This is a genomic window from Dyadobacter sp. LHD-138 (assembly GCF_030929615.1).
Taxonomy (GTDB): Bacteria; Bacteroidota; Bacteroidia; order Cytophagales; family Spirosomataceae; genus Dyadobacter.
The window spans coordinates 103135-122305 of the sequence record NZ_JAVFVU010000001.1 but is presented as its reverse complement, the minus strand read 5'-3'; the positions used below and the strand labels follow the sequence as shown (position 1 = coordinate 122305).

The following is a 19171-nucleotide window of genomic DNA, read 5'->3' as shown; positions in this document are numbered from 1 at the left end:
ACTAAAACCCCATGACCAACGATACTTTTGCTAAAGATGTAGACCAGGGCCTTAGGGCGCCCTTAAAACATATTTCCTCAAAATATTTTTACGATGATATCGGCAGTGTGATTTTTCAGGATATTATGAAAATGCCTGAATATTATCCAACGCCTTGCGAGTTTGAGATTTTATCGATCCACAGGGAAGAGATTATTTCAAGGCTCGATTTTCATGAGCCGTTTAATATCATTGAATTTGGGGCTGGGGATGGTATAAAAACCCGTCAGTTATTAAAAAAACTGATCGAAAACCGGGTGGATTTTACCTATGTTCCGATTGATATTTCCCAAAAGGCCATCGATGCGCTCGAAGCGAATATGATCAGCCATCTGCCGGGTTTAAAAATTAAATCGCTTGTAGGAAATTATTTTTCAATGGTCGAAGAGCTGGCCGTGTTTAAAAGACCGGGTTTGTTTTTATTTCTTGGAAGCAATATTGGCAATTATACCGACCCTGAGGCCCATGAGCTTCTTGGGCAATTTAACAGCCATATGCGAAAAGGAGATAAATTGCTGATCGGTTTTGACTTGCAGAAAAACCCTGCCACGATCCGCAATGCCTATGATGACAGCCAGGGTATTACCAAGGCTTTTAACATGAATCTGCTTCAAAGGATCAACCGCGAGCTTGGAGGCAATTTTAAGAAAGAATTTTTTGATTTTTACGCACATTATAATCCTGTCAACGGAGAAGTACGGAGTTATCTGGTCAGCTTAAAACAACAGGATGTTCATTTGAATGCGACGAATCAATGCTACTCCTTTCGGCAAAATGAGTTGATATGGACTGAATTATCCAAGAAATATACCTTTGCAGAAATTGAAATGCTGGCAAAAATGAGCGGATTTAAACTGATCGAACATTTCATGGATTGCAAGCATTATTTTACGGACAGTTTGTGGACCAAACCCTGATTTATTGCTGTAATAATTAATTTGGCGGACTTGTTCCGCAGCGATAGCCCGTTAATTTTCACTAATTTAGCTTGTAAAGTAATTGCGTTCAGGAATTTTTCCCCGGCTTATTGATTTAGAACATCCGATATCCAAGTCCTAAAAAATACCACCATGAAGGAAGTCGCAACAAAGCAGGTTACTGTTGAAGATTTGAAAAACATTGAAGTTTTGAAGGAAGTGCCTGATGAACAGCTGCAATGGTTTATTGATGAAAGTGAGCACAGGATTTTTGCAGAGGGGGATTTTTTTGCGAAAGTCAACGATCCGATCGTTCACACGCACATTATTATTCGGGGCAGGGTCGAGTTTTACCGATTGCAAAATAATGAAAGACTATTTGTCGCAGACTTGGTGGGCGGTGCGATTACGGGCCTTTTACCGTTTTCAAGGGCTAAAAGTATTTTTGCCAACGCGATGTGTCGGGAAGAAACGGAGGTAATTTCTTTGCCCAGGGAAAAGATGAGGGACCTGATTCAGCTTAATTATGAACTGACTCAGGTGCTGGTTCATGTGATGGCTTCACGGATCAGGGAATTTACGGAAAGAGAGCAGCAGAGTGAGAAAATGATGGCGTTGGGAAAACTCTCGGCCGGGCTTGCCCACGAACTTAATAACCCTGCGGCAGCCATCGTGAGAGGTTCTGTTTCCCTGGAAAAACATTTACAATGTTTGCCCGATGCGTTCAAACAGCTCATATCGATCAAACTTGATGCGGCTGATGTTGAAAGCGTTAATGCGAAAATCCATAAGGCGCTCGATAACAAGGAACGCCCCAGCTTGACGATGATGGAGCGTGCCGATAAGGAGGATGAAATCACGGACTGGCTTGACGCGCAGGAAGGGATAAAAAATGTATACGATATGGCCGAGAATTTTGTTGAGTTTGGCCTTTCTATTGCAGATCTGGAAGAAATAAAAAATTATATACCGGCCGGGAAATTATCTCCCCTGTTAATCTGGATTAACAACAGTTTTACGACGGAGCGGATGGTTTCGGAAATCGGGCTGGCTTCAAAAAGGATCTCGGAGCTGGTGAATTCGGTGAAAACCTTTACCCACATGGATGGAGGTGGTGATAAGATCTTTGCTGATATCCGTATCGGGATCAGGAATACGATGATCATGCTCAACCATAAGATCAAAAAGGGAAATATTACTGTCGTGGAAGATTATGATGAAACTTTGCCGCCGGTAAAAGCAATGATCGGAGAGTTAAACCAGGTTTGGACCAATCTGATCGACAATGCTACGGATGCTTTGGAAGGTCGTGAAAATCCTGAATTGACTTTGAAAACCCGGCGTGACCGGGAATTTGTTTGTGTTTCGGTTATTGATAATGGCGTGGGAATTCCTGATGAAGTCCTGAAAAAAATATTTGACCCTTTTTTTACTACGAAGAAAATCGGGCAGGGGACAGGCCTGGGACTGGATGTGGTTTCAAGGATCGTAAAACAGCATAAGGGAACCATTACCGTTCATTCCGAACCTGGCAGGACGGAATTTGTGGTTTGTTTTCCAATTGAGGGATAAATTATATCTGAATTCGTTAACTAAAAATCAAATATGGGGTTGCCAATTATTTTTTCAATTGACGATGATGCGCAGGTTTTGAGGGCTATCACCCGCGACCTTAAAACGAAGTACAGGGACCAGTATCGCGTTCTGAGTACTTCGTCGGTAAAGGAAGCGCTGGAAAGTTTGCTGGATCTTCAGAATAAGGGAGAAGAAGTTGCCATTTTTATATCAGACCAAAGAATGCCGGAAATGCAGGGCGTAGATTTTCTGCAAAAAGCAAAAAAGATATTTCCGGATGCTAAACGTGTGTTGCTAACGGCTTACTCGGATACGGATGCGGCTATTAAGGCCATCAATGATGTGCAGCTGGATTATTATCTGATGAAACCCTGGGATCCACCTGAGGAGAAACTATATCCGGCCATTGATGATTTGCTCAACGACTGGCAGGCGCATTACCGCCCGGATTTTAAAGGTATTAAAGTGCTGGGTTATCAGTTTTCACCCAAATCACATCAGATCAAGGACTTTTTATATGGAAATCTGATTCCGTATAACTGGATGGATATTGAGTCCAGTGAACAGGGAAAGCAGATTTGCGGAACAAATAATTTTGAAACGGCTGATTTTCCCGTCGTTATTTTCGAAGATGGTTCGTTGGCGAAAAATCCGTCTGTACTTGATATTGCTACCAAAATCGGCTTGAACGCCGCGGTAAAACAGCAGATCTATGATGTGATCATTATCGGTGCGGGGCCGGCAGGGCTTGCTGCGTCGGTGTATGGCGCTTCAGAAGGGTTAAGCACGCTGCTGATCGAAAGAAGAGCGCCGGGCGGGCAGGCCGGAACCAGCTCACGTATAGAGAATTATCTTGGATTTCCTTCCGGATTAAGCGGCGCAGACCTGGCCCGAAGAGCGGTGACGCAGGCAACCCGGTTTGGAACGGAAATTCTTTCTCCGCAATCGGTTAAGGAAATAAAGATTAAGGATAAGTACAAAACGATCGTTCTGGAAAACGGGACAGAGATTAATGCCAAAGCTGTGGTGATTACGACCGGTGTAGATTACCGTAAACTGGAAATAAACGGTATTGAGGAGTTTACGGGAAAAGGGGTTTATTACGGTGCTGCCAATACAGAAGCGACTTCCTGCGGAAATAAGGAGGTTTATGTTTTGGGCGGAGGAAATTCGGCCGGACAAGCGGCGATGCATCTTTCCAAATTTGCCAAACAGGTCTACATTTTGGTACGAAAAAATGATCTGACCTCATCCATGTCATCCTATCTGATTGATCAGCTCACGGCGACCGAAAATGTGCAGGTTTTGGGATGTACTGAAATTGTCGAAGCCTGTGGCGAGAAACACTTGCAAGGCCTGAAACTGATTGATTTGAACACGAAGGAACAGCGTGCTGTTTCGGCTGATGCACTTTTTATTTTTATAGGTGCTAAACCCTACACGGATTGGGTTGGTCTGGAAATCATCAAAAACAGCAAGGGCTTTATTGAAACCGGCCGTGATATGAATGGTTATAGCCAGTTTAAACAGGTATGGAAAGCGGATCGCGACCCTTATCTCCTGGAAACAAGTTCACCGGGGATTTTTGCGGCAGGCGATGTACGCGCCGGTGCGATGAACCGGGTGACGTCCGCCGTCGGGGAAGGTTCTATGTCGATTAGTTTGGTTCATCAATATTTAAGCGAGATATAATGGCGGAACAGATTTGCAGTCACATCAGTGCGATCACTGACATTAAAACGGCTGAAAAACATGAGTGCGAAGCGTGCGTCAAAGCAGGCGGTAGATGGGTTCATTTGCGTACCTGCCAGACTTGCGGCGTAACGCTTTGCTGTGATGATTCTCCTTCAACGCACATGACCAAACACTACCATGCCACAGGGCATCCGGTTGTAAGCTCGGCTGAGCGGGGTGAAAAGTGGTTGTGGTGTTACGAGGATGAATCCTTTGTCGAGTACGATTAACAAAAGCTACTATGATCCCTTCGGAATTTTGACTCAATGTGCAAACGCTGGGAAAAATTCCGAAGGGATCATAGTATTATAGAAAAAATAGCCCAGATCATAGCAACCCAATCAAATCACCTTTCGAAAGCGATTTCAAAATTGATGTATCGGTTTTAACCAGATCATTGGCTAAATCTCTTTTTGATTCCTGCATTTTCATAATCTTTTCCTCAATCGTATCCGGGCAGATCAAACGCACCGCAACGACATTTTTCTTCTGGCCGATCCTGTAACTTCTGTCAATGGCCTGGTTTTCAACGGCAGGATTCCACCACGGATCAATCAGGTAAACATAATCAGCTTCAGTCAGGTTTAGTCCTACGCCACCCGCTTTCAAACTGATCAGAAACACCCGGATACCCGCATTGCTTTGAAACGATGCTACTTTTTCTGCCCGGTTTCTTGTTTGTCCGGTCAGGTATTCGAATGGGATATTTCTGGCAATAAGTTCTTTTTTTACCAGATCCAGCATGGTCACAAACTGTGAAAAAACCAGGATTTTATGCTGAGGCGCCTTGGTTTCAATTTGCTCGATCAAAACCTCAATTTTGGCTGAGGAATCGCCGTAATATTCCTGGTCATTGATCAGCGAAGGCGCGTTGCAGATCTGTCTAAGTTTGGTAAGCCCGGCCAGGATATTCATGCTGTCACGTCCCAGATCGCCTTCTTTTTTGGTAAGAAGAAAATTCCGGAATTCATTGGAATAAGAATCATAAACCTTACGCTGTTCCGCTCCCATTTCACAATAAAGGATCATTTCGGTTTTATCGGGAAGTTCGGTCGCAACTTGCTGTTTGGTCCTTCTTAGTATAAATGGATTAACTTTTTTCTGCAATTCCTTTGCCCGTTTACTGTCTTCAAAGCGGTCAATGGGAATGGCAAAATGATTTTTAAACTGAATTTTACTGCCCAATAACCCCGGACAGGCAAACGAAAGCTGCCCGTAGAGATCAAAAGTGTTGTTCTCAATCGGCGTACCTGTCAGCACGATTTTATTTCTGGAATGAAGCAAACGAGCCGCTTTGTAACGCTGAGATTCCGGATTTTTAATGGCTTGCGATTCGTCCAGGAAAATATAGTTGAAACGGTATTCCTTTAAAAATTTCACATCCGAAAGCAGCGTGCCATAAGAAGTCAGGACGATCTCATACTGGTCAAATTCATGGTGATCTTTAACCCGGGCAGACCCGTATACGGTATGGATTTTAATGGATGGTGCAAATTTTTCGACCTCCGCCTGCCAGTTGAAAATCAGTGAAGTCGGCACGATGATCAGGTTGGTATTCTGATGCCCTTTGTCTCGCTGCGAAAGAATAAAGGCAATGATCTGGATCGTTTTTCCAAGCCCCATATCATCGGCCAGACACCCGCCAAAGCCAAATTCGTCCAGGAAATTAAGCCAGTTTAAGCCCTCTTTCTGGTACGTACGAAGCGAAGCATTCAACGCTTTTGGGACTTCAACTGGTTGGATGGACTCAAAATCTGAGAATTTGGATTGATAAAGCCGCAGCTCATTTTTGACCGGCTGACTCAACAGTTCATCCTCATACAATTCCAGAACACCCGAGAAATTAACTTTGGGTATCCTGATCTGCTCGCCGACAATTTCCCCGGATTCAAAATATTTTGCAAATTTTACGATCCATTCTTCCGGCAAAATACCCTCCGTTCCATCACCCAGCTGCACAAATTTGCTTTTATTCCGGATGGATTTATGAAGATGTTTCAGCGTGACCGTTTCCTTCCCAAACTTGATCTGGATACTGGTATTAAACCAGTCCGTTCCACTGTTGATCGTAACCGAAACAGTGGCCTTGTTTTGATTTAACTTATTATTTGTTAATTGGTTAAAGCCAAGCACTGTGATGTTTTGATTACGCCATTCCTCGAAAGCATCCAGAAACCACCCTTCATCCAGAAATCTTTCCTTGCTCAGGTAAAAATGATCCTTACCAAGCTGGTCATAAAAATCAGGGTGCTGCCTGAGCAATGTGGCTGTGAACTGCACTTCCAGATCATCATCGCGCTCGACAGTGAAAGGTCTTCCTTTGCTGTCGGTGGAATAAATCTGCTTTTTGGACAGCACCGGAATTTCGATATTTCCATAGCGCATCACCGGCGTGATCAGAATGTAATTATCCAGATCTGAAAGGTAAATGATCGGTGCATTTTCTCTTTCAAAACCGTTTTCTTGGCGTTGTACCTGCGTTGCCGGTTTCAGATAGGCATACGTAACACGGATTTTATCTTCAACTTTTGAAAGGATCGTATGCTGAAATTCCTCAAACTTGCTTCCGTGAACCAGGATTTTATTATTGTTTTGTTTGAAAAAATCAATCACGCGCAGCACGTCCGTATCCTCGATCAGGTGCATGGTGTCATTGATCATCACGAAATAATTGTATCTGATTTTCAGGATTTCCAGCGCAAACGGTTTTCCATCGACAATAAGCTGGCCGGAAACTTCATGAAATTTGTCTTTCACATCCACAAGCAAAGTCAGGTCAACCGGGAGAGTCCGGAGAATAACGGGTACGAGGGAAGCGGCCGAAATACTCTCGGAAACCTTGGTGTCGTGGTAAAACACGTCCAGTTTAAGCGGATTTTTTACCAGCGATTTCAGGCCGTCGATGTCGGAATCTGACTTTCCGGAGCGGTACTGGTTCTGGAATTTTGAGACGCCGGTGTAAAATTTCAACTCTTCGGCGTTGTCGAGTTTCCAGATAGAATCCAGTGGGTTAACCGCGCTCAACGGATTTTTTATTTTCCCGTCCCGGGTGGTTTGCGCATCAAAAAGCCCGACGTAAAAATGATCGTAATACTTATGCTGTCCGAAAACGATGATCATTCTCGAGACGTCCTTTGAAGCAGCCGTCTTTGGCAAAAGCGGATTTTGTCTTGGAACCAGATTTTCCTTTAAATAGGTTTTGGTTGCATCGTTGACCGCAAAAAGATGCTTTAATTTGGGTTTGATCTCAAAAGCCTTGTTGGCATGTTCCAACCGAAAATAATCGTCCAGATTGCTTTCATTGTCAAGGCCATAATCAATGGCGACGAGTTTTATCTGGGAAAAACGGAGTTTGTCATCGAAGAAAACCCGCAGGTCTTTTCGGTCCATGATGTTATACAAAACCTGGACCTGATGCTCACACGGCGTCTTTTTTTCGGCACTGCACGGGCAGGAAAGGGTCAATGCGTGCGCACTTTGTTTGATGGAGACCACAAGGTCCATCGTCACGGACGGAATTGTGAAAGTCCCGAAATTGACTTCAATAACTTTTGGCTGAATATCAAAAAAACCGCGTTTGCTGGTTTCCGTCAACGAGGAGCTATAATTTAAAATGAAAGCATGATTTAATGCTGAAACGTTAAAATTTTCAAAAACATAATCGTTCCGGTGAAATTTTAACTCGTTGATTCGCTCGCTTATACCTGGTTTTTTCAGCATTCTTACAGAGATTCCTGGGATTAAATATACCTGGAAACTTGGTTCCAATGTGTGAAATTAAGTTTATTTGAAGGAATTATCAGCATCGCTGCGGCTTGCACCCGTACGAAATTTTCAGTTGCATTGACGACAATAAACAACGCCCGAAATTGTTAAGTAGGAGAGCAGGCTGAGTTTTTGGCGTGGTATTACAGTAAAACTTGTTATGAGAAAACCATTTTTCAATTTCTTTTTTAAGTCGTTAACTTTTGTCTTTTTCGCTCTTTGTCAGCATGTTTACGGGCAGCAAATCGATAGCTCATCGGTTCCTGCCGCAGATTCTATAACCACTTTCCCACCGGATACGCTGGTTACGCCTTCCGTTTTTAAGCTTGATACGCTGAGCTACCGTTTTATCGGGGACGGAAATTTTACGCGCGGTAATGTAAACCGCAGCCTGATGGTTTTGCGGGCCGAAATCATTCTGGCGGGGCCGGTAATCTCCATTGCGACCAATCCACGATTTACCTATGGAAAGCAAAACGGGATTTTGGCTGAGCGGGATTCCTATGTGGATTTATTTATCGACGTTTTTAAGAAAAAAAAGACTTATGTTTTTGGTTTGGGTACCCTGGAAACAAGCAATTTGAGAGGTATCACTTTGCGGGCCATGGCGGGCGCCGGGGTCGGTTACCGGGTTATCAATACGAGCAAAAACCGGTTGCTGCTTACCAATGCTATTGTGCATGAATCGACCAATTTTAGAAAATTACCCACAAAAAGCGTTCAGCGAAATTCATTCCGCGTAAAGGGTAAACACTCTTTTGCAAAAGACCGGTTCAGGATCAACCACATCACTTTTGTGCAGCCTGCAATCACAGACTTTTCAAATCTGCGCTGGAATACGGTTGTATCTTTGGAGTTTCCGGTCAACAAATGGGTGGTTTTAAGGACGAGCTATGAAAACTCGTACGAGAGTGTTGTGGAAGCTTCAAGAAGAAAGTCCGATTCCAGGTTAACGTTCGGTGTTTCGATTGGCAACCGGCAATAACCGGACATGAACAGCCCGGTTATTCAGTTAACCATCAATTTATAAATTGGTTTCTACTTTTTGCACGATAAAATTCCCGTTCACCACTTCCAGAAAGTCAATGAGTATAGCGTTTTGATCATTATTTTTAAGGTAAAACTTTATTTTTCTCAAAAAGTCATACAGCGGTTCACTGTATTTATGTCCGGTCTGCTCCTGAAATTCTTCGATTTTAAGATCATTCCCCTTTTTTATTAATAGGTGTAAGGCAATAAAAAAGTAAGAAACCGGTAATTTGCTTCCTTCCAGTAAAGTACCACTCTGCAGCGTGGTGCGAAACCTGCATTTTTTACATTGAAACTGTTGCTTGGAGGCTAACCAGTAATGATTGCTGCAACCGCATTTTTTGCAGGCAATACCCTTTCGCATGCGATATTCTTTAAACGCTTCGGCGGCTAAATCTTCATTCTTATAAGCATCGATAAGGTCTTTTGAAAGCATAGTCTATAAGTTCTGAATTCCACTATGTGCCAAATTTACATACTTATTTCAATAAAAATATAAAGTCTATGGAATTAGTATATAAATAATTTTTGTGGTACAATATCCGATTGACAATTCCATAAAATCTATTAAAACCATAGGGCTTTGTGAAGAATTTTCTTCCTTATTTATGTTAAATTACAAAATAAAATTCCTGTTTTAGCATACCTCTGCCGCTGAGTACCAGAATTATTTGGACCGCCGTTTTTTGGAGACAAGTGACTGAACAGGCCCTGTGGTAGACTCCCTGTTTTAGCCGTTTGCTAAAAACGGATTCCTGTATGTTTGCAGTGTGGTTTCTAAGATTTTAGGCCACAGCCGTTTCGAATTGTCAAGTTAATATTCTGTTCAATTAACAAATAAGCAAATGCCAAAATTAAACGAAAAGCAGACTGCGCTTGGTGACGTAGCGGCCAGGCAGTTAGCCATCGCAACGCGTACGGTGCCTCAGATGGTATCGATAACCCCGCGCTGGCTTACTCATTTATTGAACTGGATTCCTGTGGAATCCGGCGTTTACCGTCTTAACAAAGTAAAAGAGGGTAGTGTGGCGGAAGTGGATTGTTCCGGTCGTGATGAGCGTGAGTTACCGCATACCTTTATCGATTACGTTGAACATCCGCGTGAATACAATCTGAATGCGGTCAATACGGTTTTGGATGTGCATACCCGCGTCTCGGATCTTTACAGCAAACCCTATAACCAGATCAGTGAGCAGCTTCGTCTGACGATCGAAAGTATTAAGGAGCGTCAGGAAAGTGAGCTTATCAACAACGAAGAATATGGCCTGCTGGCAAGTATTGTTCCGTCACAGCGTATCTCGACGCGTAACGGAGCACCGACCCCCGATGATCTGGATGAGCTGATCGCCAAAGTGTGGAAGGAGCCGGGTTTCTTTTTGCTGCATCCCAAAGCGATCGCTGCTTTCGGCCGTGAATGTACCCGCAAAGGCGTACCACCTCCAACGGTTTCACTTTTCGGGTCGCAGTTCATTACATGGAGAGGTATTCCGCTTTTCCCTTCTGATAAATTGCCGATTGAAAATGGGAAGACCAAGATCTTACTGCTGCGTACGGGCGAAAGCCGTCAGGGCGTGGTAGGGTTGTATCAGCCAGGCTTGCCGGGCGAGCAGTCTCCGGGCTTATCAGTACGTTTCATGGGTATTAACGACAAAGCCATTGCATCTTATCTTGTATCGCTGTATTGTTCGCTGGCGGTATTGGTGGATGATGCGATTGCGGTACTTGAAGACGTAGAAATAGGAAACTATCATGAGTATAAATACTAATCAATTCCCCGCGGACGGAAATATTTCGGGATTGCCTGATGTGGCAGAGCTTGAAAAACTCGCCAATGAGCTATTCTCGTTACTGCCCAATGAGGTTCCGAAAGCCAATTTTTCACCCGATCTGGCTGATCATCCAAGGTTGGAAAAATCATTGAACCTGGTTCATGACAGGCTTCCTTCGTTGTTTAGCAAGGGTGAAGGGTTTAATGTGCATGATCCGCAGACCAGTTTGCCGGATCCACATTTCCCCGTCGAAAACACGCCGGTTTCCCGGTTTGGGGTATCGCCTTCCGGTGTTCAAAAGGATCGTGAAGTAAATCTGAGTGGCTTGCAAAGCAGCAGGCCTGATCAGCTTACAACACAAACGGATCATCCCGGACTCAGCCATGCCTCACCCTCTGTTGCGGGAAGCGGCGTTTCGCCTTCGGCCGTGCAGCATGGTAATGCCGTAAATCTGAGTGATCCGCAAACGAGTTTTCATGACCCGCATATAGGCGTTCCCAAGGCGCCGGCTTCAACCGGACTTGGGCATGTGCCCCACTCGCTGGCAGGAAGTGGAATTTCTCCGTCGGTTATTCAAAACGGTTCGGCTCCTGGTGATGCTTTTCCTTTTTCTGCTGAGAAAGCTTTTGAGCCGGATGTACACGATCTTTGGAGCTCACTCAATACCTTTCAAAGCACGCCTCAGCTTCCGACAAATCCGGGGCTGGGCAGTTCTCAGTATTATTTTTTATCCGGTGCGGGTTTTCAGGGGAATGATCCGTTCTCGACAACGAACAGTCATGGCTCGCAGCTTGCCGGAAAATCTTTTCCCCATATCCAAAACGGTGCAGGTGCTGCTCCGTTTGATGTGAATTTAATTAAAAGGGATTTTCCGATTTTCCAGGAAAGCGTAAATGGTAAACCCTTGATCTGGCTGGATAATGCGGCAACCACGCAAAAACCCAGGCAGGTTATTGACAGAATTACCTATTTCTACGAGCACGAAAATTCCAATATTCACCGCGCCGCCCATGAGCTTGCAGCCCGCGCCACAGATGCCTATGAAAGTGCACGTCAAAAGGTTCAGCTATTTTTGAATGCGGGTTCTGTCAATGAGATCATTTTCGTTCGCGGGGCTACCGAAGCGATTAATCTCGTGGCAAAAACCTGGGGAGAGCAGCACCTGACTGCGGGCGATGAGATTATTGTCAGCCATCTGGAACACCACGCCAACATCGTTCCCTGGCAGCAGCTCGCCGCAAAAAAAGGATTAAAGCTCCGTGTTATTCCCGTGGATGACGACGGGCAGGTTTTGCTGGATGAATACGCCAAGCTGTTAAATCCAAGGACCAAACTCGTTTCGTTTACGCAGGTGTCCAATGCCCTCGGTACGGTAACGCCTGCAAAACGGATTGTAGAGATGGCGCATGCAGCCGGCGCTAAGGTACTTGTGGACGGTGCACAATCGGTTTCACATTTGCGTTCAGATGTACGTGCCCTGAACTGCGACTGGTTTGTTTTCTCCGGTCATAAGGTTTTTGGACCAACAGGCATAGGTGTGCTTTACGGAAAAGAGGACTTGCTAAATGAAACCCAGCCCTGGCAGGGTGGAGGAAACATGATTCAGGATGTAACTTTTGAGCATACCAAATTCCATGATGCACCTAACCGTTTTGAAGCCGGAACGGGAAATATTGCGGATGCCGTTGGTCTGGGTGCAGCGATTGATTATGTCAACAAGACCGGCATCGATGTGATCCATCAGTACGAGCATTATCTTCTCCTTTATGCGACCAATCTGATGAAAGACATTCCCGGCCTGCGTCTGATCGGCACGGCACCCGACAAAGCGTCTGTTCTTTCATTTGTTTTTGAAGGTTATAAAACAGAAGAGGTGGGTGCGGCGTTAAATCAGCAGGGAATTGCCGTGCGCTCGGGGCATCACTGTGCGCAGCCGATTTTAAGGAGATTTGGGGTTGAAACCACAGTCCGTCCTTCGCTGGCATTTTATAATACCTGCTCGGATGTGGACCTGCTGGTGGAAACACTTTACCGCCTTCGCAGCGCAGGCAGATAGATTATTGAAAAGTTCAGGATAAATTACCCAGGATAACCGGCTGGCGGTTCATTGCTTTTTTAATTTAACAGACAGCCGGTTATCTTCTGACCATGACCGATGAATAAAATAACAAATACGCAGTCGTTAATTAACCTGCTGCGTAAAACCCACCATGCCGAATGGGAAGCCACGCCATCGTCTCATGATGCCATTTCGTGGCTCAATGACCTTGTCCAGTTTTTGTTTCCAAGTAATCATTTGCCCAAGAAATCATCCTATGAGGGGATTTTAAAGAAAAATCAGATTGATCTTGAAAATATTCTGCTGAGTTATCTGGAACCTTCCGGACTGGATATTGTCGGTGTGGTCAGTGAATTTTACAATGCGCTGGAAGGGATTTATCAGGATTTACGCCTTGACGCCAGTAAGATCTACGAGTATGATCCGGCCGCGACCAGTGTCAATGAAGTCATTGTTTCGTATCCGGGGTTTTATGCCATCACGGTTTACCGTATCGCCAACAAGCTCACCCAGCTGAAAATACCGGTATTGCCCCGTATCGTCAGCGAATATGCACACGGGAAAACCGGCGTGGATATTCATCCGAATGCAACGATCGGTGTTCCGTTTATGATCGATCATGGCACGGGAATCGTCATTGGCGAAACGACGGTCATTGGAAAAAACGTCAGTATTTATCAGGGTGTAACGCTGGGAGCCTTGCAGGTTGCCAAAGACCTTGCCGATATTAAAAGACATCCGACTGTGGAAGACAACGTGATTATCTATGCCCGGACTACCATTCTGGGGGGAGATACCGTCATCGGTAGAAACAGTATCATCGGCGGAAGCGTATTTTTGACCAAAAGCATTGAGCCTTATTCGCAGGTTTTCAATACGCATCAGTTACGGATCACGCCCCGTGAAGTGATCGAAGAAAGTAACACCAACAGTTTGTAATTTAATTTCTTACCTTCATATGACCGTCTGGGTGGCCCAGGTGAAAGCCGATAGAGCTGCAAAAAAATCCATCAACCCGCAAAATCCCAAAGGGATGATCTATCAGTTTAAACAACTTCTTTATCAAATTGAATCGATATCGTCTTTCCGATGCTAATTCTTTTTTCAGCCAAATCTGACAGCCGATCGCCGACAGCCGAAGTTAATTACCTAAGAATTTGCGAGCAGCGCCTGATATTCTCCCAATGTAGTCGTTATGTGCAGGTGATAAATTAGATTTCAACGGAATTTTGTTAGAAATTTGGACTGTATCGGAAATTTAGATTCCGGCTGTTTGCATTTCTAAACAAACCCTTATCAAATGACTTCATTATTTCAAAGATCCAAAATTCAAAAGGCAGCATTTTCTCTTCTGGCAGGTGTTGCCCTGGGCGCATCGGTTATGTCCTGTGGTGGGAAAGAGAGCGAAAAATCAGCGGTAACCGAGGCTAAACCGGTGATCATTGGCTATGTTGGCGGTTTCCACGGTCTGGTTAATACCGATGAAATTGCTGCGAACAAGCTTACCCATATCAACTACGCGTTCGTAAATGTGCAGGATGGAAAGGCTTTTCTTACCAATGAAAAGACCGATTCAACCAATTTCAGGAAGCTGAACCTGCTTAAAAAGATCAACCCGGACCTTAAAATTCTTATTTCAATCGGTGGATGGGCCTGGAGCGAAAACTTCTCTGATGCGGTGCTTACGGACAGTTCGCGGTTGGAATTTGCGAAAAGTTCGGTTGACATTATCAGAAAATATAAACTGGATGGCGTTGACATTGACTGGGAGTATCCTGCCATGCCGGGTGAGGAAGGCAACGTTTACCGCCCCGAGGATAAGGAAAACTTTACGCTGATGTTTGAGGCGATCAGAAAAGAACTGGACGTTCTTGAAAAGGAAGATGGTCAGAAAAAGCTTTTGACGACGGCCGTTGCAGGTTGGGAAGAATTTATTCCGCATTCGGAAATGGGTAAAGCGCAGCAATATCTTGACTTTGTCAACCTGATGACCTACGATCTTTTCTCAGGTGATACGACCGTGCACCATGCCGGACTTTATGCAACCGATAAATTCAAAACGAGAAAATCGGCTGACAATGGCGTGAAGGCTTACATGAATGCAGGTGTTCCGGCGGGAAAAATTGTGCTTGGAATTCCGTTTTATGGCCGCTCATTCACTTTGGGGAAAGACTCCAAGACTATTCTGGGCCAAATGTCTGTTGCGAAAGCTTACATCGATGGCTACGGCTACATTAAGGACAGTCTGGTAAATAAAAAGGGCTATAAGGAATATCGGGATGAAGTGGCGAAAGCGCCTTATCTGTACAATGAAAAGACCAGGGTTTTTATCGGTTATGATGATGAAAAATCGGTGAACGAAAAATGTAAATATGTGCTGGCCAATAAACTGGGTGGCGTGATGTTCTGGGAATATAATTCGGATCCGAAGGGCTATTTGCTGGATGAAATTAATAAATCGCTGAAATAAGTTAAAGGGACTTTTCATGAAAATAGTAATGAAAACCGTTGCCTTTGCGATTGGCCTGATTATTTTTTTTAATCAGGCGACTTTCGCACAGATCAAACCAGCCTTTAAAGTCATTGCCATCGCTGAAAACGGGGGGCATCATATCCAGTATTCAAAAGCGGCAAGGATATGGCTGGACAAGCTGGCGGCAGAAAACAATTTCGCCATTGATTACATTGAAAACACGGAGAAAATCAATGATGCATTTTTAAGCCAGTATCAGCTTTTTATCCAGCTTGATTTTCCGCCCTACGCCTGGACACCGACAGCAGGTGCCGCTTTTGAAAAGTATATCAAGGAAGCAAAGGGTGGCTGGATCGGTTTTCACCACGCGACTTTGCTGGGCGAATTTGACGGTTATCCGATGTGGAACTGGTTTTCGGAGTTTATGGGCGGCATCAAATACAAAAATTACATCCCGACTTTTGCTTCCGGGAAGGTTAGGGTGGAGGATAAAACACACCCGGTTATGAAGGGTGTTCCTTTAAATTTTACGATCAAAACCGAGGAGTGGTATATCTACGATAAAAGCCCGCGTCCCAATGTAAAAGTACTTGCCAGCGTGGATGAAACAACCTACCGGCCCGATTCTAAAATAAAGATGGGCGATCATCCGGTGGTTTGGTCAAATTCTAAGGTTGCGGCAAAAAACGTTTATATTTTCATGGGGCATTCGCCGGATCTTTTTGAAAACGAAGCCTATACAACGCTTTTCAAAAACGCTGTTTTCTGGGCTGCGCAAAAGTAGAGCATATCGGGTTTTTAATACATCACCCTTCTTGCAATTCGTTTTTCATTGGTAAAAACGCTTGGGAAGGGTGATTTTCGGTAAGTTTACGACCGTTTTTGACATTTTCCGCTGGATGTTAACCCCAGCTTAAAGCACAATACAGGGTGGTGAAACAGCTTATGTAAACGAAAAGTTTAATTGAACAGCCTGATTTAGACGATAAAAATGAGGCATGGTTATTTTAAGAATGTGGTAAAGAATACTGCATTCTTATTTTTTTAACAGCTATATCATGAAAAAGATAATTAACCCGGGTGACGGATCAGAACAGTCGGTCGTAAGCCAGGGATATCAGCATCCAGATCCGTTAAGCCCGGCCGAAACGCCACCGCGTGACCCGCAACCGGAATATCCGAACCCGGAGATTCCTCAGGAAACTCCGCCATGGGAAAAGGAACCTGAAACGCCGCCAGTGGTACCCGAGCCGGAGTTACCGCCTGGAAGGCCTGATGAGCCGGAAATAAGTCCGGAGCCACTGCCGGGAAAAGAGCGTGACGAGCCGTTGTTATAAGACCTGTCTTGATTTAATGTTTAACTAAAGTCGACCAATCTGCGGTTGGCTTTTTTTTACGTACAAATAAAATTTTTTCGATTGTAAATGTGTTAACACCTAAACGCTTATGCTCCTCGCTTGTTCCTGCATTATTATAAATAATTCAGGAAATTTTTTGAATGCCCAATTTACACACTACTTAGGCCCGGCATCAGTAAAATCTATTTCAAGGGTTATATTTTTGGTTTTAATAAGGTTAAAAATTACAGCGTTTGGATATTCTTTTTGATCAATATTCTTTCTAATTCAACAATTAATGAACAAAAATACGATGCAGGTCCCAGGTTATCGGCGACAAGTGTGCATCGGATTTATCTGGTTATTATTTTTTTTAGACCTGTCTTTTGAAGAAGGATTTACCCAAGTATAACTTGCCACGATGATTTTGAATTAATAAAGTTTAATTGTTTTTGGAATATTTCGATATAGGTAGGATGACTTTTTTTCTTTTTTTACGTCCTATAAATGAATTAATTAAGTTGTTGGATTTGTGGTTGTATAGAATAAAGTTTGTAGAATTGTAGAATAAATTTTATTATCTATAAGTTATTACACGCTATCTATGGAAAAGAATCAAAAGAAAATTAAATACCAGGAACTGTTTCTGTCTGACTTCAGAAATAGTTATTTTGGCGAAAAGAAAATTGAGGAGGCATTACGAGAGATGGAAACAAGGTCGAATATGGAAAAATTAACAAAAGCGCTGAAAAGTATTTGGAAGCAAACGGACGAGCATGTTAAGAATCTGGAATCAGTTTTTCCCAAAGTTGAAATCAAGGAACCGCGACCGGAAAGTCCGGTAAAAGCGGAGATTAAAGTTAATTTGGAGTCCCAACCGGTTAAGACAGATAACATGCAAATGGAAAAACGGCGAATTGACATCAATGATTTGAAAAATCTGAGGGTTGTCTCTTACGATCATCTGGTCGAGTTGGTGGATGATCTGAATATTGATGAGGTTACGGAGATTTTGACCTCTGCTGCCGGAGAAGAAAAAAACAATCACCAGTATCTGACAAAGCTGGCTGAAAAACTATTGAAAAACCGCGATGCTAAAAAGGTGCCTGATTCAAATTCGTGATCAGAAGTTTTGAATCAGGCCATTACACCGGAGTAAGTCAGTATTCGTACCAGTCGCTCCACCAATGTTGAAGCTTTCTTCGTATTTCCTCCTCTCGTGCATTATTTCCGGGCTCAAACAACTTCGTTCCTTTCAATTCGTCAGGTAAGAAATTCTGTTTGGCAAAATTTCCTTCGTAATTGTGCGCGTATTTATACTCTTTCCCATAGCCGATCTGCTTCATCAGTTTTGTCGGCGCATTACGTAAATGAAGCGGAACGGGCAAATGAGCCGAATTTTTTGCGGCTTCAATAGCATCCGCTATGGCCAGATAACTCGCATTGCTTTTTGGTGAGGTGGCCAGATAAATGGCAACCTGGGATAAGATAATCCTGGATTCCGGATATCCGATGACATTCACGGCCTGCATACAGGCGTTGGCCATGATCATCGCCGTTGGATTGGCGTTGCCAATATCCTCAGATGCCATGATGAGCATTCTGCGGGCAATAAATGAGGGATCTTCACCGGCCACGATCATGCGGGCCATCCAGTAAACGGCTCCGTTGGGATCACTTCCACGCAGTGATTTTATGAAAGCGGAGATGATATCATAATGCTGCTCGCCGGATTTATCATAGCGGGCAATGTTTTGCTGGGCTACTTCGGTTACCCATTCATCCGTAATTTCGATTTCTTCGACCTCGCCTTTTCCCAATACAACCAGTTCAAGCAGGTTAAGCAGTTTTCTGCCGTCACCTCCCGAAAGCCGCAGGAGGGCGTTGTAAGAAGTAAAAGTTATCTTTTTTTGTTTGAGCCATTCGTCCTTTTCCAAAGCACGGTTGATGATGGCTTTTAGCTCCTCTTCGCCAAAAGCTTCCAGAATATAAACCTGGCACCGCGATAGCAAAGCAGAATTTATTTCAAAGGATGGATTTTCAGTCGTGGCACCAATCAGCGTTACCTGGCCTTTTTCCACCGCACCCAATAAAGCGTCCTGCTGGTTTTTGTTGTAACGATGGATCTCGTCTATGAATAAAATAGGAGGAAACAAACCGGAAGGCCGCGCCAATATTTCACGCAATTCTTTTACCCCCGAACTAATAGCGCTCAGATTATAAAACTGTCTTTTCGTAGCGTTGGATAATAAAAGAGCCAGCGTTGTTTTTCCAACACCGGGAGGCCCCCAGAAAATCATGGAAGGGATCGTATTTTGTAAAATCGCTCTTCTTAAAGGTCCGTTTTTACCAAGTAATTTTTCCTGTCCGATGTAGTCGTCCAGCACATGCGGGCGTAATCTTTCGGCAAGAGGTGTGGCAATCGGGGATATCATAGTTAAGGAACTTGGTTTTGTTTGTTGTATTTTAATAAC

At 44.0% G+C, this 19171-nt stretch carries 15 protein-coding genes; 12 read left to right on the top strand and 3 right to left on the bottom strand.

Annotated elements, in window-relative coordinates; genetic code table 11:
• The first annotated feature begins 11 nt into the window (after positions 1-11).
• From RB622_RS00525 to RB622_RS00510, 4 genes are all read left to right on the top strand, one after another.
• Positions 12-956 carry an L-histidine N(alpha)-methyltransferase gene (locus RB622_RS00525; RefSeq protein ID WP_308044513.1) on the top strand — a complete coding sequence of 315 codons (945 nt, stop codon included), beginning with the start codon at positions 12-14 and terminating at the stop codon, positions 954-956.
• Between the two features lie 153 nt (positions 957-1109).
• Positions 1110-2528, top strand: coding sequence for an ATP-binding protein (locus tag RB622_RS00520; RefSeq protein ID WP_308044512.1), 1419 nt, complete (start codon positions 1110-1112; stop codon positions 2526-2528).
• Positions 2529-2561: 33 nt separating this feature from the next.
• On the top strand, positions 2562-4223 hold the full coding sequence (locus tag RB622_RS00515; protein WP_308044511.1) for an FAD-dependent oxidoreductase: 1662 nt from the start codon (positions 2562-2564) through the stop codon (positions 4221-4223).
• Positions 4223-4495: a UBP-type zinc finger domain-containing protein gene (locus RB622_RS00510; protein WP_308044510.1), complete on the top strand. Its 273-nt coding sequence runs from the start codon at positions 4223-4225 to the stop codon at positions 4493-4495. The genes RB622_RS00515 and RB622_RS00510 overlap by 1 nt, the downstream gene beginning before the upstream one ends.
• Before the next feature lie 97 nt (positions 4496-4592).
• On the opposite strand, the gene RB622_RS00505 is transcribed toward RB622_RS00510, so the two are convergent.
• Entirely contained in the window at positions 4593-7985 is a 3393-nt protein-coding gene (locus RB622_RS00505) for an SNF2-related protein (RefSeq protein WP_308044509.1), read from the bottom strand.
• A gap of 205 nt (positions 7986-8190) precedes the next feature.
• On the opposite strand from RB622_RS00505, the gene RB622_RS00500 reads away from it, so the two are divergent.
• Positions 8191-9015: a DUF481 domain-containing protein gene (locus RB622_RS00500; RefSeq protein WP_308044508.1), complete on the top strand. Its 825-nt coding sequence runs from the start codon at positions 8191-8193 to the stop codon at positions 9013-9015.
• Positions 9016-9054: 39 nt separating this feature from the next.
• Here the strand turns inward: RB622_RS00500 and RB622_RS00495 are convergent, their stop codons facing one another.
• Entirely contained in the window at positions 9055-9495 is a 441-nt protein-coding gene (locus RB622_RS00495) for a transposase (RefSeq protein ID WP_308044507.1), read from the bottom strand.
• 409 nt (positions 9496-9904) lie between these two features.
• On the opposite strand from RB622_RS00495, the gene RB622_RS00490 reads away from it, so the two are divergent.
• From RB622_RS00490 to RB622_RS00460, 7 genes are all read left to right on the top strand, one after another.
• Positions 9905-10825 (top strand): family 2A encapsulin nanocompartment shell protein, encoded by a 921-nt coding sequence (locus RB622_RS00490; protein ID WP_308044506.1) that lies wholly within the window; start codon positions 9905-9907, stop codon positions 10823-10825.
• Positions 10809-12884, top strand: a complete 2076-nt coding sequence (locus RB622_RS00485; protein WP_308044505.1) for a family 2A encapsulin nanocompartment cargo protein cysteine desulfurase — start codon at positions 10809-10811, stop codon at positions 12882-12884. Before RB622_RS00490 ends, RB622_RS00485 begins: the two co-directional genes overlap by 17 nt.
• 99 nt (positions 12885-12983) lie before the next feature.
• Positions 12984-13826 carry a serine O-acetyltransferase gene (locus RB622_RS00480; protein WP_308044504.1) on the top strand — a complete coding sequence of 281 codons (843 nt, stop codon included), beginning with the start codon at positions 12984-12986 and terminating at the stop codon, positions 13824-13826.
• A gap of 361 nt (positions 13827-14187) precedes the next feature.
• Positions 14188-15357 carry a glycoside hydrolase family 18 protein gene (locus tag RB622_RS00475; protein WP_308044503.1) on the top strand — a complete coding sequence of 390 codons (1170 nt, stop codon included), beginning with the start codon at positions 14188-14190 and terminating at the stop codon, positions 15355-15357.
• A gap of 16 nt (positions 15358-15373) precedes the next feature.
• Complete coding sequence (locus RB622_RS00470; protein ID WP_308044502.1) at positions 15374-16144, top strand: ThuA domain-containing protein; 771 nt, start codon at positions 15374-15376, stop codon at positions 16142-16144.
• Positions 16145-16418: 274 nt separating this feature from the next.
• Positions 16419-16697 carry a filamentous hemagglutinin gene (locus tag RB622_RS00465; RefSeq protein ID WP_308044501.1) on the top strand — a complete coding sequence of 93 codons (279 nt, stop codon included), beginning with the start codon at positions 16419-16421 and terminating at the stop codon, positions 16695-16697.
• Between the two features lie 604 nt (positions 16698-17301).
• Positions 17302-17820: a DUF892 family protein gene (locus RB622_RS00460; protein WP_308044500.1), complete on the top strand. Its 519-nt coding sequence runs from the start codon at positions 17302-17304 to the stop codon at positions 17818-17820.
• A 37-nt stretch (positions 17821-17857) separates the two neighbouring features.
• On the opposite strand, the gene RB622_RS00455 is transcribed toward RB622_RS00460, so the two are convergent.
• Entirely contained in the window at positions 17858-19132 is a 1275-nt protein-coding gene (locus RB622_RS00455) for a replication-associated recombination protein A (RefSeq protein ID WP_409021406.1), read from the bottom strand.
• Positions 19133-19171: the final 39 nt, after the last annotated feature.

Bases quoted from the DNA above. Each gene is read 5' to 3' on its own strand.
- RB622_RS00500 (WP_308044508.1), top strand. From the start codon at position 8,191: ATGAGAAAACCATTTTTCAATTTCTTTTTTAAGTCGTTAACTTTTGTC.
- RB622_RS00485 (WP_308044505.1), top strand. From the start codon at position 10,809: ATGAGTATAAATACTAATCAATTCCCCGCGGACGGAAATATTTCGGGA.
- RB622_RS00505 (WP_308044509.1), bottom strand. From the start codon at position 7,985: ATGCTGAAAAAACCAGGTATAAGCGAGCGAATCAACGAGTTAAAATTT.
- RB622_RS00460 (WP_308044500.1), top strand. From the start codon at position 17,302: ATGGAAAAGAATCAAAAGAAAATTAAATACCAGGAACTGTTTCTGTCT.
- RB622_RS00515 (WP_308044511.1), top strand. From the start codon at position 2,562: ATGGGGTTGCCAATTATTTTTTCAATTGACGATGATGCGCAGGTTTTG.
- RB622_RS00520 (WP_308044512.1), top strand. From the start codon at position 1,110: ATGAAGGAAGTCGCAACAAAGCAGGTTACTGTTGAAGATTTGAAAAAC.
- RB622_RS00475 (WP_308044503.1), top strand. From the start codon at position 14,188: ATGACTTCATTATTTCAAAGATCCAAAATTCAAAAGGCAGCATTTTCT.
- RB622_RS00510 (WP_308044510.1), top strand. From the start codon at position 4,223: ATGGCGGAACAGATTTGCAGTCACATCAGTGCGATCACTGACATTAAA.
- RB622_RS00480 (WP_308044504.1), top strand. From the start codon at position 12,984: ATGAATAAAATAACAAATACGCAGTCGTTAATTAACCTGCTGCGTAAA.
- RB622_RS00470 (WP_308044502.1), top strand. From the start codon at position 15,374: ATGAAAATAGTAATGAAAACCGTTGCCTTTGCGATTGGCCTGATTATT.
- RB622_RS00495 (WP_308044507.1), bottom strand. From the start codon at position 9,495: ATGCTTTCAAAAGACCTTATCGATGCTTATAAGAATGAAGATTTAGCC.
- RB622_RS00525 (WP_308044513.1), top strand. From the start codon at position 12: ATGACCAACGATACTTTTGCTAAAGATGTAGACCAGGGCCTTAGGGCG.
- RB622_RS00490 (WP_308044506.1), top strand. From the start codon at position 9,905: ATGCCAAAATTAAACGAAAAGCAGACTGCGCTTGGTGACGTAGCGGCC.
- RB622_RS00455 (WP_409021406.1), bottom strand. From the start codon at position 19,132: ATGATATCCCCGATTGCCACACCTCTTGCCGAAAGATTACGCCCGCAT.
- RB622_RS00465 (WP_308044501.1), top strand. From the start codon at position 16,419: ATGAAAAAGATAATTAACCCGGGTGACGGATCAGAACAGTCGGTCGTA.